The organism is Actinomycetes bacterium (assembly GCA_022599915.1).
In the GTDB taxonomy this organism is placed as follows: domain Bacteria; phylum Actinomycetota; class Actinomycetes; order S36-B12.
In genome coordinates this window covers 24205-36337 of the sequence record JAHZLH010000001.1, presented here as the reverse complement: position 1 = coordinate 36337, position 12133 = coordinate 24205, and the positions used below count along the sequence as shown (strand labels likewise).

At 61.9% G+C, this 12133-nt stretch carries 14 protein-coding genes and 1 pseudogene; all 15 read right to left on the bottom strand.

Going from position 1 to position 12133, the window contains the following annotated elements; translation table 11 throughout:
* Positions 1-23 precede the first annotated feature (23 nt).
* Positions 24-1142, bottom strand: coding sequence for a 30S ribosomal protein S2 (rpsB, locus tag K0U62_00195; protein MCH9799935.1), 1119 nt, complete (start codon positions 1140-1142; stop codon positions 24-26).
* Positions 1143-1220: 78 nt separating this feature from the next.
* The gene (locus tag K0U62_00190) at positions 1221-1745 is read right to left on the bottom strand and encodes a M23 family metallopeptidase (protein MCH9799934.1); all 525 of its coding nucleotides are present in this window, start codon (positions 1743-1745) and stop codon (positions 1221-1223) included.
* Between the two features lie 130 nt (positions 1746-1875).
* The gene (whiG, locus tag K0U62_00185) at positions 1876-2751 is read right to left on the bottom strand and encodes an RNA polymerase sigma factor WhiG (GenBank protein MCH9799933.1); all 876 of its coding nucleotides are present in this window, start codon (positions 2749-2751) and stop codon (positions 1876-1878) included.
* Positions 2726-3634 (bottom strand): tyrosine recombinase XerC, encoded by a 909-nt coding sequence (locus K0U62_00180; GenBank protein MCH9799932.1) that lies wholly within the window; start codon positions 3632-3634, stop codon positions 2726-2728. The genes whiG and K0U62_00180 overlap by 26 nt, the downstream gene beginning before the upstream one ends.
* 40 nt (positions 3635-3674) lie before the next feature.
* Positions 3675-4391 carry a DNA-protecting protein DprA gene (locus K0U62_00175; protein ID MCH9799931.1) on the bottom strand — a complete coding sequence of 239 codons (717 nt, stop codon included), beginning with the start codon at positions 4389-4391 and terminating at the stop codon, positions 3675-3677.
* Positions 4388-5898, bottom strand: a pseudogene (locus tag K0U62_00170) (YifB family Mg chelatase-like AAA ATPase). Before K0U62_00170 ends, K0U62_00175 begins: the two are co-directional and overlap by 4 nt.
* Positions 5898-6323, bottom strand: coding sequence for a YraN family protein (locus tag K0U62_00165; protein ID MCH9799930.1), 426 nt, complete (start codon positions 6321-6323; stop codon positions 5898-5900). Before K0U62_00165 ends, K0U62_00170 begins: the two are co-directional and overlap by 1 nt.
* A 45-nt stretch (positions 6324-6368) precedes the next feature.
* Positions 6369-7073, bottom strand: coding sequence for a ribonuclease HII (locus tag K0U62_00160; protein MCH9799929.1), 705 nt, complete (start codon positions 7071-7073; stop codon positions 6369-6371).
* A gap of 9 nt (positions 7074-7082) precedes the next feature.
* Complete coding sequence (gene lepB, locus K0U62_00155; protein ID MCH9799928.1) at positions 7083-7826, bottom strand: signal peptidase I; 744 nt, start codon at positions 7824-7826, stop codon at positions 7083-7085.
* A complete protein-coding gene (gene rplS / locus K0U62_00150; protein ID MCH9799927.1) occupies positions 7823-8182 on the bottom strand; it encodes a 50S ribosomal protein L19 in 360 nt (119 codons plus the stop codon). The genes lepB and rplS overlap by 4 nt, the downstream gene beginning before the upstream one ends.
* A 168-nt stretch (positions 8183-8350) precedes the next feature.
* Positions 8351-9067, bottom strand: a complete 717-nt coding sequence (trmD, locus tag K0U62_00145) for a tRNA (guanosine(37)-N1)-methyltransferase TrmD (protein MCH9799926.1) — start codon at positions 9065-9067, stop codon at positions 8351-8353.
* A 2-nt stretch (positions 9068-9069) separates the two neighbouring features.
* Complete coding sequence (gene rimM / locus K0U62_00140; GenBank protein ID MCH9799925.1) at positions 9070-9579, bottom strand: ribosome maturation factor RimM; 510 nt, start codon at positions 9577-9579, stop codon at positions 9070-9072.
* A gap of 1 nt (position 9580) precedes the next feature.
* Positions 9581-9817: an RNA-binding protein gene (locus K0U62_00135; protein MCH9799924.1), complete on the bottom strand. Its 237-nt coding sequence runs from the start codon at positions 9815-9817 to the stop codon at positions 9581-9583.
* A 1-nt stretch (position 9818) separates the two neighbouring features.
* On the bottom strand, positions 9819-10397 hold the full coding sequence (gene rpsP / locus K0U62_00130; GenBank protein ID MCH9799923.1) for a 30S ribosomal protein S16: 579 nt from the start codon (positions 10395-10397) through the stop codon (positions 9819-9821).
* A 169-nt stretch (positions 10398-10566) separates the two neighbouring features.
* A complete protein-coding gene (gene ffh / locus K0U62_00125) occupies positions 10567-12090 on the bottom strand; it encodes a signal recognition particle protein (GenBank protein MCH9799922.1) in 1524 nt (507 codons plus the stop codon).
* Positions 12091-12133: the final 43 nt, after the last annotated feature.

Genomic DNA, 12133 nt, shown 5'->3' with positions numbered 1-12133 from the left:
TCCAGTTTTGCGGGAAGTTAGGACTACTTGTCTGCGGTGGCTGCAGCTTCGGCAGCCTCGGCGGGCTTATCAGCTTCAGCGGCAGCCTCGACAGGTGCAGCCTCAGCGGGCTTCTCCGCATCGGCGGGTGCAGCTTCAGCGGCAGCCTCGACAGGTGCAGCCTCAGCGGGCTTCTCCGCAGCAGCGGGTGCAGCTTCAGCGGGCTTCTCCGCAGCAGCGGGTGCAGCCTCAGCGGGCTGATCGGCCTCAGCGGGCTGATCGGCCTCAGCAGCAGTCTCGGCGGGCTTGTCCGCAGCGGCGGCCTGCTCGCCTTCATCGGAAGCCAAGATTTCCTTCTCCCACTCAGCGAGCGGCTCAGCGGCACCATCGTCCTCGGACTTGGCCCGCGCCTGCAGCCCGTCGGCGACCGCGTCAGCGATCACCCGAGTCAACAGTGCGACCGAGCGCATCGCGTCGTCGTTACCCGGTACTGGGTAGTCGACCTCGTCGGGGTCACAGTTGGTGTCCAAGATTGCCACGACCGGGATACCCAATTTTCGGGCTTCCTTGACGGCAATGTGCTCCTTGTTGGTATCCACTACCCAGACAGCACTCGGTACTTTGTCCATGCTGCGAATTCCGCCGAGGGTGGCTTCCAACTTGTCTTTCTCACGACGCAGCGACAGCAGTTCCTTTTTGGTCCGGGTGGAACCAGCTACATCGTCAAAGTCTATCTCTTCCAACTCTTTGAGTCGTTCCAGCCGCTGGTGCACGGTGTTGAAGTTGGTGAGCATGCCACCCAACCACCGGTTAGTCACATACGGCATGCCAACGCGGGTGGCCTGCTGTTCCACACTTTCCTGCGCCTGCTTCTTGGTGCCCACGAACAGCACCGTTCCGCCATGAGCCACGGTTTGACTCACGAACTCAAAGGCAGAATCGATGCGCAAGAGCGAACCCTGCAGATCGATGATGTGGATACCGTTGCGCTCCGTCATGATGAAGCGGTCCATCTTGGGATTCCAGCGCCGAGTTTGGTGACCAAAGTGCACACCGGACTCAAGCAACTGACGAATTGTGACGACAGCCACGACACGTCCTTTCAGCGCCGCAGCGCGGCGCGGTCGGTTACAGCTAGCACGCGGTGCGCCAGCCCCTAGCATCCCTACGGCCGCCTCCCGAAGGACCGACAGCAACCGCATGAGGTGAGATGCGCGAATTCCGGCGAATCGCCGGTCTCGCTAGTGTAGCGCTGCTTGGTCCTGCACTGAAATCAACCTGACTCGACCGCCACCGAGCAACAACCGGGGATCCAGATAGTGCTCCCCAGCGCGGAGGCCCCAGTGCAGACACCGACCAGCACAGTGACCACCTCGCGGGGCGATCCGACCGATCACCGCTCCACTAGCGATGGCCGCTCCGGGAGACAGCGATGTCGCAACCGGCTGATAGGTCGATCGAACTGTGCCGTGCCAAATCGTGATGATGGGTGTGCCAGCGATCTCTCCGACGAAGCCGACGACACCGGCGCGGGGTGCCAGCACTTTCCCGCCGATGGTTGTGCTCAGATCTAGGCCTCGGTGGCCAGGTAGCCAGTCTTGCTCGGGTGGGTGGAATTCGGTCTGCACTGGGCCAGGAACCGGCAGAGCTCCAAGATTTGTAGCGGCCGATACCGGCGGTCTGCCGATGATCAGAGTTACTAAACCCAGCAGCATTACCCAAACGCCGAGCTTTCCAAGGGACAAGTTGCCGCGGAGTATCGCCATACCGTCACCGTGTCTCACCTGACTCGACAACCCGGACGTGCGGCACTGTTGTGGCTAGTGCGTGACCGACGACAGTTGTGGAGAACAGCCACCGGGAAGCTAGAGCTCCGGGCGACTCGAGCTGCAGTAGCTAAGCAGCCATCTCGGCAAGCTTGCCTCGTAACTGCAGGACCGCGCGAGTGTGCAACTGGGAGGCACGACTCTCGGTGACACCCAGCACCTGACCGATTTCGTTCAGGGTCATGCCCTCGTAGTAGTACAGCGAGATGACGATTTTTTCCCGATCGTTCAGCATCGACACCGCCTCACCGAGAATGCCCTTGGTCTCCTCCGCCTCGAAGGCACTGACCGGGTCCTCCATCCGATCATCGACCAACGTATCGCCCAGGGTGACCCGGTCTGATTTCTCGCCGCCCACTGACATCAACTCGTCGAGGGCTGCCACGTGGACGTACGACACCTGACGGAAGATCTGTCGCAAAGACTTCACCGAGATAGTCAGTTCGTCCGCCACCTCTTCGTCGGTGGGGGTGCGGCCAAGGTCTGTTTGCAGGGTGGAGTAGGCACGCTCGACGTCACGCGCTTTCTGCCGGACAGAACGTGGCACCCAGTCCTGGCTGCGCAACTCGTCGATGATCGCGCCACGGATCCGAGTCACCGCGTAAGTCTCAAACTTGTTGGCGCGTTCTGGGTCGTAACGCTCGATGGCGTCAATCAAACCGAACATTCCGTTGCTGACGAGGTCAGCTGAGTCCACATTCGACGGTAGTCCGACGCCCACACGACCAGCGACGTATTTCACAAGCGGGGCGTAGTGCAGGATCAACTGCTCTCGAGCGTGGGTATCACCATCGTCTTTATAGTCCGACCACAGCCGCGTCAGCGAATCCTCCACTGACTCTGCCGATGCTGGGTCCCAGTCCGAGCCGAATCCCGCGCCGGCCTCATCGACAGCCTTATCTGCTGATACAACGGCGACACTACGCTCTTGGATGCGCTTGGTCATACGACGCCCTTAGTCTGTCTACGGATACGTGGGTGTAGATCTGCGTTGTTGCAAGACTGGAGTGCCCCAAGAGTTCTTGCACTGCACGCAAATCTGCTCCTCCTTCAAGCATGTGTGTCGCCGCAGTATGGCGCAAGGAATGTGGGGTCACACCCAATAGGGTATCCGAAAATAGGGTCATTTGAGAGATCCGTTCCCGGACCCTACGGGGTGTAGTTCGTCCACCACGCTGAGCGAGAAAAACTGCCGCCGGCGAATTTCCGCGAACCCGGTGCGGTCTGCCCCGATCAAGCCACGCCTGAATCGCGGCTGCGGCCGGTGGCCCCAGCGGGACCGTCCGCCATTTATCTCCCTTGCCCCGCACCCGCAGTGTGCTGACGTGAAAATCAATGTCGTCAATATCGAGACCGCACAATTCGGAAACCCGCAGACCCGAGCCATAGAGCAACTCCACCACTGCCACATCCAGCAGGCGCTGCTCGTCATCGTCGGCAGCCTGACCAGCGATTTCCAAAAGTTCTTGCATCTGTTCTGGGGTAAGAACCTGCGGCAACCGCTGCGGCCCCTTGGGCGCACTCAGTTGTGCAGCCGGGTCGTCTGATAGCACGCCGCACCCTTGGGCCCACTGACAAAAGCACCTGACCGCTGCGACTCGCCGCTGCAATGTGCGAGCCGCCAAATCATCCCGTCGCATCTGCGCCAGCCAGCCACGTAGACTCCGCAAATCAACAGCGCGCAAGCCAGCCTCACCGCCACTGGCAAGAAAGCCACTGAGGGCACGGATGTCGCTGCAGTAACTGCTGGTCGTGGTTGGAGCTAGACCTAACCGCAAGCGCAGGTGGTCAGCAAAATCAGCGATTATCGCTTCATCAACGTCCTGCATGGTTGGCACACTTTGATCATGCCGGGTTAAACCGCCATTGTCAGCCACGACTCCACGTCCAGTGTCGTGATGTCTCCTCGTCAGGGAACTCACCCATCCCCGCCAGCATCTCCCAGACGTCCGCAGTATCGCGCACCAGAATGGCCCGGCCGTCTGGAATCGCTGCGTGGGTACCTCGGCTCATCTCTGCCAACACCGAGCCGGGCATGGCCATCACCATTCGCCCGAGAGATTCTGCCCAGCGGGCAGTGTTCAACGCCCCGGATCGCTCGGCAGCCTCGATTACTACGGTGGCGCGAGTGAGTGCAGCGATAAGACGATTGCGATGCAGGAAACTGTGTCGTTGCGGCGGTCGGGAACCTGCCTCCTCCGCGACGAGCAGGCCGTGCGCAGCGATGCTTGCTGCCGTTCGCCCCGGCCCAGCAGACACTTGCCGATCGATCCCGCCGGCCAGGACGCCGCAGGTGACACCACCGGCAAGCACAGCACCTCGGTGGGCGGCAGTGTCGATGCCATGGGCGGCGCCGGACACGATCGTCCACCCTGCGGCTGCGAGATCACCAGCCAATCGCTCAGCGGCGGCAAGCCCGCTAGGAGTGGCACGACGCGCCCCTACGATCGCGACTGAGTGCACCAGCAACTGTCGCAACTCCCCCATGCCCCGAACAACGAGTTGCTCAGGCCGTTGCTCCCCCAAGTCATCCAATTGCGTCGGCCAGTTCGGCCCTGGCGTGACGAACCGGATGGGAAGAGTCATGGCTGGGCACCCATTGCGCCTTGACGCATAGCAGCTGCCTCGTGGCTCTCATCTTCCCCGGGGACATCAAGGTCTGCCAGGTCAGCGATCGTCCAGCACAGCCGCAAGATCCGGTCCAGTGCCCGCATCCCGAGACGTTGCTCGTTGCGCCAGCGCTCCAGGAGTTCCACTCCGGTTGAGTCTGGTGGGTGCATTCGTCGTAACCATTCCCCGGGCACTCGACTGTTGATGCGCTCGCCACTGCCCTGCAACCGCCGCCCGGAACGCTGCCGAGCCGCTTGCACACGCTCCCGCACCTGCGCCGTCGGATTGCCGGGCTGCTGCCCGCTGGGCGGCCCTACCCGAATCCTCATATCGATGCGATCGAGCAACGGTCCCGACAATCGCTGGCTGTAACGTCGCACCTCCGCCGCCGTGCAGGTACAGGTAGCAGTTCCCACATCACCACAAGGGCAAGGGTTGGCCGCCAAGATCAGTTGGAATCGTGCGGGCAATTGTTCGCAGAACGCCGCGCGCGCAATACTCACGCTCCCCGATTCCAGCGGTTGCCGCAGTGCCTCCAGCGTCTGTCGGTGAAACTCTGGCGCTTCATCGAGAAAGAGAACGCCATGGTGAGCCTGACTGATCTGACCGGGTCGCAGGATGCCACCGATGGCACCACCCACCATCGCCACATGGGTGCTTGAGTGGTGGGGCGCCTGAAATGGCGGGCAATGGTCGAGGCTGAGCAAGCCGCCTTCGGCTGCGTCGCGGACTGCGGCTACTTCCAGCGCCTCGCCGTTGGTCAGGGGTGGCAGCAACCGGGGCAGCCGACGAGCCAACATGGTCTTACCTACGCCGGGTGGGCCGTGGAGCAGCAGATGATGACCACCCGCTGCAGCGATTTCTAACGAGCGACAGGCTCTGCCCTGGCCGATCACATCCGCCAGATCTGGCGGGGTGAGGGTTGGGGCTGGGGCTGGGGCTGCCGGGTTGACTTCGGGAGCGGTGGCCACTCCGGTGAGGATCTGTACCACCTGCTGCAGATCGATCGCCGGCAACGACACCACCCCGGGACCGCGGAAATCTGCGCTGCAGTCTGCGGACTGGCGACAATCTGACAATCAGGTCGACCTTTAACGATGGCCAATGCCATGGCAATAGCGCCGGGCACTGCCCGCAGCGATCCGTCCAGTCCCAGCTCGCCCAGAAAGATCGTGTCAGCAACGGCTGCAGCGGGCACGGTATCGGCGGCGGCCAGCACTGCCATGGCGATGGCAAGATCTAGAATGGAACCGCGTTTGTGCTCGAAAGCAGGCGACAGCCCCACCGTGATTCGTCCGGTGGGCCAGGTGAAACCGCAACTCGCCACTGCCGCCCGTACTCGATCTCGGGCCTCACTGATTGAAGTATCGGGCAGTCCCACGATGGTCATGCTCGGTAGACCGTTGCTGAGATGTGCCTGCACTTCAACAAGTTGACCCATCACGCCATTAGCGAGCGCCCCATGGCTGATCCGCACTGGCATCAGGCCACCCCCCGGACGTGCTCGATGGTGCAGCGACCATCCCGGCTGATCTGAATCCCTAGGGCATCGATGCGAACTAGGAAATCGCTGTGCTCCTGAGTCGCCAACCAGACAGCCGCTAGTCGCCGGAGTCGCCGTTGCTTGCGCAATGTGATGGACTCCAAGGCTGAGCCAGTTCGACTACGTCGGCGAGTGCGTACTTCACACATGACAATTTCGGGTGCTTCCCAGGCGATAAGGTCCATTTCCCCTTCACAACATCGCCAGTTGCGTTCCAAAATCAGCAGACCGCGTCCCGCGAGATAGTTGGCAGCCAGGTCCTCACCCCAGCGACCCAATACCTTCGGTGCGGCTGTTCGCGGGTCGGGAGCGGATGATGCCGGCTGGGACTCGGCAGGGACGATGCGGGTGTCAGGGCGATCCATGAACCCATTGACATCTCCGACCGGCCAGCGATGAGGGAAACTCCGCTAGTTGGGGGCAGTGAACCCAGTTGCCTGGGTGTGGAACGGCGTGGCGGCCTCAGGTCCGCAGCCAGGCAACTGCCAACTGCGCCGATGATGCCGCGAAGGTCCGAACCGCACCAATGCTTGCGTATGGGTCGCCGACGCGTAGCCCTTGTTGGCTGCCCAGTCGTAGCGGTGATCCACCTGATGCAGTTCCACCATCTCGCGATCTCGTGCCACTTTCGCCAGCACACTGGCTGCTGCGACCGCAGAACAAGACTGATCGGCCTTCACCCGCATCGTCACTTCAGGCATACCTGATGCCGGAGTGGGCAGGAATAGGTCATCCTGGTCACCACCGCTCAGCCAGTCGTGGCTGCCATCCAAGATTGCGGTATCCACCGGACCGACTTCGGCCAAGGCTCGCAACGCCGCCAACCGCAGTCCCGTCATGATTCCCCACTGGTCGATCTCCACCGACGACGCCGAACCCACTGACCAGCGAAAGGCCCAGCGACGCAGCCGCGGCAGTAGTTCCTCCCGACGAGCGGGGCTGAGCAACTTGGAGTCGTTAAGGCCGCGTGGCGCTGTAGGAGTACCCGCAACGACGACAACGACCCCCACCGACACCGGGCCAGCTATCGATCCCCGACCCACTTCATCTATGCCGGCCACAGTTACCGCGCCACTGCGCAACAGTGCTCGCTCTCGACGCAAACTGGGGGCCACGGCGTCAGCCTACGACGAGGGTGGGTCCTCAGCGTTCATCCGCTCTGCCCATTCCGGAGTCGAGAGCCCTTGCCACTGACTGAACGGCCAAATGACCGAGAATGCTGGGCCGATCGTGCGATCCACCGGAACAAAGCCACCGCCAGGATCCCCCATGTGGGATCGCGAGTCGGCAGACGCAGAGCGGTGATCACCCATGACCCATAACTTGCCTTGCGGCACCTTCACATCAAACGGCGTTTGACTGGGAGCGTCGCCGGGGAACAGGTAGGGCTCGTCAATCGGCGTGCCATTCACCGAGATCCGGCCCTGTTTGTCGCAACAAACCACGCGGTCACCGCCAACACCAATGATGCGTTTCACGAAAATGGTGTCCGGTGGCGGCACCACACCGATCGTGCGGCCGATTTCCTTCAGCAGATCTGATACCGGCCCCTCGGATGGTGGGACCGCAGACGCCGGCAAGAACGAATCCACACCGTCGAAAACGACTATCTGACCGCGTTCTGGCTCACCAAACCGGTAGGCCATGCGATTGACGGCCACCCGATCGCCCACCTGCAGCGTCTCTTCCATGGACCCCGAGGGAATATAGAAGATTTGCACCAAGAAGGTCTTAGCCAGAAAGGCGAACAGGATGGCCGCGATGAGGATGAGCGGCAGCTCAATCCAAAACGGCAGGCCTTTTCGCTTGTCTGACGCGGGCTGACCGGTCTCTTGAGTTGCGGTCACTGACTGTCCTGAGGGGTTCAGACCGAAGCGGAGTTGTCGCGCTTCTCCCTGATCTTCGCCGCCTTACCCTTGCGGTCGCGCAGGTAGTAAAGCTTGGCCCGACGCACATCACCGCGTGACTCGACCTCGATCTTGTCGATGATCGGGGAGTGGACTGGGAAGGTTCGTTCGACACCGGTGCCGAACGACAACTTACGAACGGTAAAGGTTTCCCGGATGCCCTCTCCCTGGCGACCGAGGACAAAGCCCTGGAACACCTGAATACGGGAGCGGTTGCCTTCGATGACCTTGACGTGCACCTTCACGGTGTCACCGGGCCAGAAGTCGGGGATATCGCTTCGCAATGAGGAAGCGTCAACAGAATCGAGTTTGCGCATGATGCACTCTTCCCAACGGACGCCGCAGATCGCCCGCGCTGTAGTCGTGGCCGCGGAAACCAAGCCCACTCCTCTGCGGCAGAGCCGGGCAAAAAACCGCGTCCTCGCAGTATGCCCGACGCCAGCGCCGAGGTCCAAACTGCATGCCAGGTCGCTTCGCTCCGGTGTCTAGACCGGGTCGGATCCCCCAGGGAGCAAGTCGGGCCGGATCTCCGCCGTCCGACGGTGGGACTCCGCCGCCCGCCAGGCGGCGATCCGACCGTGATCACCACTCACCAGCACGTCCGGCACCGGAAAATCCCGCCAAACCCGAGGTTTGGTGTACACCGGGCCTTCCAGTGGGGCGCCAGCTCGGTCACCGGAAAATGAATCATCGCCAGCGCTCTGTTCATTGCCCAATACCCCTGGCAGCAGCCGACCGACGGATTCCACAACAACCAAGGCAGCCGCTTCGCCGCCCGCTAGTACGTAGTCGCCAAGGCTGATCTGATCGACCGGAAATTTCGTGCCGAAGTGTTGCCACACCCGATCATCAATGCCCTCGTAGCGGCCGCAGGCGATGACGATACCCGGCGTTGCGGCATACTCCTCGGCCTTGCGCTGGCTGTAGGGCCGACCTGATGGCGTCGGCACCACAATCCGGGTTCCGGGTGCCACATCGGCCAGCACCTCATCGAGCGCCCGCCCCCAGATTTCCGGCAACATGACCATCCCAGGACCGCCGCCGAAAGGCGTGTCATCCACGGTGCGATGCCGGTCGGTGGCCCAGTCACGCAGGTCGTGAACTCTCACATCCACGGTGCCCGCGCTTATCGCTCGGCCGATCACCGACAGCGAAGTAGGCGCCAGGTAATCGGGAAAAATAGTGAGGATGTCGACTCTCATGGTCAATCCACCTCAAGATCAGCTGCCAGCAGACCGCCAGGTGGATCCAGTAGCACACCGTCGTCGTCGATGGCCAGCACGATGGCCGACACAAACGGCACCCGGGCCTGATGACCAATCGGGGTTCGTACAACCAAGACGTCATGGGCCGGCGGATGCTCGACTGCCACGACCTCACCCAACTGTTGGCCGGCCTCGTCTCGGCAGGGCAAGCCAATCAGATCGCGGTCGAACCACTCGTCGTCCCCGGAGGGCTGCTCGTCGGCCGGTACCTCGGCAAAAAGTTCCGTACCCCGCAGCGCTTCGGCGGCATTGCGATCTGTGACCCCGCTGAGACGGACCAGCCAGATCTTGCCGTGGCGTCGGGAACTTTCTACCGACACCTCACCGTTTTCGGTGGTGAGCGTCGAGCCTGGCCCGAGTCGACGTTCTGGCTCGTCGGTGAACAGCTGTACGGTGACTTGGCCAGCCACTCCGAACGGCTTTCCAATGCGGGCGACCCGAACCTGCATGTCAGCGAGGCGCGCCGTCCACGAAGTCCACCCGAACGCTGTTGCCGCCCAGGGCGGACATCACCGTACGGAATGCAGTCGCCGTGCGACCACCGCGGCCGATCACTCGACCCAGATCTTCGGGATTGACGCGAACCCGCAGGGTCGAACCCCGGCGATGGCTGCGTTCTTTCACCGACACGTCTTCTGGGTTGTCTACGACGCCGCGAACCAAATGCTCCAGAGCCTCGACAAGCACGCTACTCGCCAGCCTTCTCTTCGGCCGGCTTCTCCGCAGACGCTTCAGCCTTCTCTTCGGCCGGCTTCTCCGCAGACGCTTCAGCCTTCTCCTCGGCCGGCTTCTTCTTGGACGCTTTAGCCTTTTCCTCGGCCGCCTTCTCAGCAGCCGCCTTCTCGGCCTTCTCGCCCTCGGCGCGCTCCTTGGCAGCCTTCTTGGCTGCAGCCGCACGTGCCTCGGAAACGCGATCCTTCTCCACCACAGCGTCCTTGGCCGCCTGATTGAAGATCTCGGTCTGATCCGACTTGGCTTCAGGCTGCTGCAGGGTGCCCTCAGCGCCCGGTAGTCCCTTGAACTTCTGCCAGTCGCCAGTGACCTTGAGAATGGCCATGACTGGCTCAGTGGGCTGCGCGCCCACACTCAACCAGTACTGAACCCGGTCGGAGTCGACCCGAATCAGGCTTGGATTCTGTTTGGGCTGGTAAATCCCCAGCTCCTCGATAGCGCGCCCGCCGCGCGCAGTTCTAGCGTCCGCAACAACGATGCGGTACTGCGGTACCCGGATCTTGCCGATCCGCTTCAACTTGATCTTGACAGCCACAACCGTGACATCTCCTGTCGTTTATTGGGCACCGGGACGCGGGGATGGTGGGGACATCTCCGTGATCGGATTCGAACTATCGACCGCCCGATGAGAGAGCCGAGGCGATCGACCGCTCTAGTGTGCCAGATGCACCCCGACCGGCCCAAACGCGGCCAACCGCAACTGACTACTCCTTGTCGCCCAACAGGTCCTTAAACTGCTGCGGCAGCTCTAGGGAGTCGGCGTCTACCAGTGGACCAGCAGCTGCCGCCTTCTCCTGTTGGGCACGTTTTGCCGGGTTGCCGGAACGTCCACGCTTCTGTTTGGGCTTGCCTTTACCTTTGCCTTTGCCCTTACCTCGAGACGGGGCACCAGGCATCGCCGGCATGCCCGGGAGCCCGGGACCCTTGCCACTGCGCATCTGTCGCATCATCTTTTGAGCTTCGCCGAAGCGCTCGATAAGGGCATTGACTTGCTGGACTTCGACGCCGGAGCCGCCCGCAATGCGAGCTCGGCGGGATCCGTTGAGAATTTTCGGATCACTGCGCTCCTGCGGCGTCATGGACTGAATGATGGCCGCCACCCGATCGATATCTCGATCGTCGATGCTATCCAGTTGCTTCTTGACGTCCCCCATGCCGGGCATCATGCCGACCAATTTAGTGAGCGAGCCCATCTTCTTGACGGCCTGCATCTGCTCCAGGAAGTCCTCAAGAGTGAAGTCTTCGCCCCGCTCCACCTTGCCGGCCATGCGCTGGGCCTGATCGGCATCAAAAGCCCGCTCGGCCTGCTCAATGAGCGTCAAGATGTCGCCCATTTCCAGAATGCGACCGGCCATCCGGTCAGGGTGGAAAGTCTCGAAGTCCTCCGGCTTTTCGCCAGTAGAGGCAAACATCACCGGTTTGCCGGTCACGCCCACGACGGACAGCGCAGCGCCACCACGGGCGTCACCATCCAGTTTGGTCAACACCACGCCGTCGAAACCAACTTGTTGGTCAAACAGCACCGCGGTGTTAACCGCGTCCTGGCCAATCATGGCGTCAACGACGAGCAACGTCTCGTCAGGCTTTACGGCCTCCCCCACCGACCGCAACTGCGTCATCAAGTCCTCATCGATGGCTAACCGACCGGCGGTATCGATCAGGACGATGTCGTGCAGCTTCAGTTCAGCCTCAGCTTTGGCCCGACGAGCCACGTCCACCGGGTCACCGACACCGTTGCCGGGCTCGGGCGCAAAAACGGGTACGTCAACGCGCTCACCGACAATGCGCAACTGATCCACGGCGTTAGGGCGCTGCAAATCGGCGGCAACCAATAGCGGCTGATGACCTTGATTCTTCAGCCAGGCGGCCAGTTTGCCAGCGAGGGTCGTTTTGCCTGCTCCCTGGAGACCAGCAAGCATGATCACCGTCGGGGGGGTCTTGGCGAACTGCAATCGTCGGGTCTGACCGCCGAGAATCTCGATGAGTTCTTCGTTGACGATCTTCACAACCTGCTGAGCTGGATTGAGCGCTTCCGATACCTCGGCACCCAGGGCCCGTTCTTTGACTCGAGCACAGAATGCCCTGACCACTGGTAGGGCCACGTCAGCGTCCAGCAACGCCATCCGAATCTCGCGGACGGTCTCGTCGATGTCCTGTTCCGACAACCGACCGCGGCCACGCAGATTCTTGAAAGTGTCAGTCAGCCGATCCGACAGCGAAGCGAACATTGGTGCCTCACGGCTCCCCTCGACGATGGTCTACTGCTGTGGC

Coding starts and splice junctions, on each gene's coding strand:
- trmD (MCH9799926.1), bottom strand. CDS start 9,067: ATGAGAGTCGACATCCTCACTATTTTTCCCGATTACCTGGCGCCTACT.
- K0U62_00165 (MCH9799930.1), bottom strand. CDS start 6,323: ATGGATCGCCCTGACACCCGCATCGTCCCTGCCGAGTCCCAGCCGGCA.
- K0U62_00190 (MCH9799934.1), bottom strand. CDS start 1,745: ATGGCGATACTCCGCGGCAACTTGTCCCTTGGAAAGCTCGGCGTTTGG.
- K0U62_00175 (MCH9799931.1), bottom strand. CDS start 4,391: ATGACTCTTCCCATCCGGTTCGTCACGCCAGGGCCGAACTGGCCGACG.
- rpsB (MCH9799935.1), bottom strand. CDS start 1,142: ATGCTAGGGGCTGGCGCACCGCGTGCTAGCTGTAACCGACCGCGCCGC.
- rimM (MCH9799925.1), bottom strand. CDS start 9,579: ATGCAGGTTCGGGTCGCCCGCATTGGAAAGCCGTTCGGAGTGGCTGGC.
- whiG (MCH9799933.1), bottom strand. CDS start 2,751: ATGACCAAGCGCATCCAAGAGCGTAGTGTCGCCGTTGTATCAGCAGAT.
- K0U62_00180 (MCH9799932.1), bottom strand. CDS start 3,634: ATGCAGGACGTTGATGAAGCGATAATCGCTGATTTTGCTGACCACCTG.
- rplS (MCH9799927.1), bottom strand. CDS start 8,182: ATGCGCAAACTCGATTCTGTTGACGCTTCCTCATTGCGAAGCGATATC.
- ffh (MCH9799922.1), bottom strand. CDS start 12,090: ATGTTCGCTTCGCTGTCGGATCGGCTGACTGACACTTTCAAGAATCTG.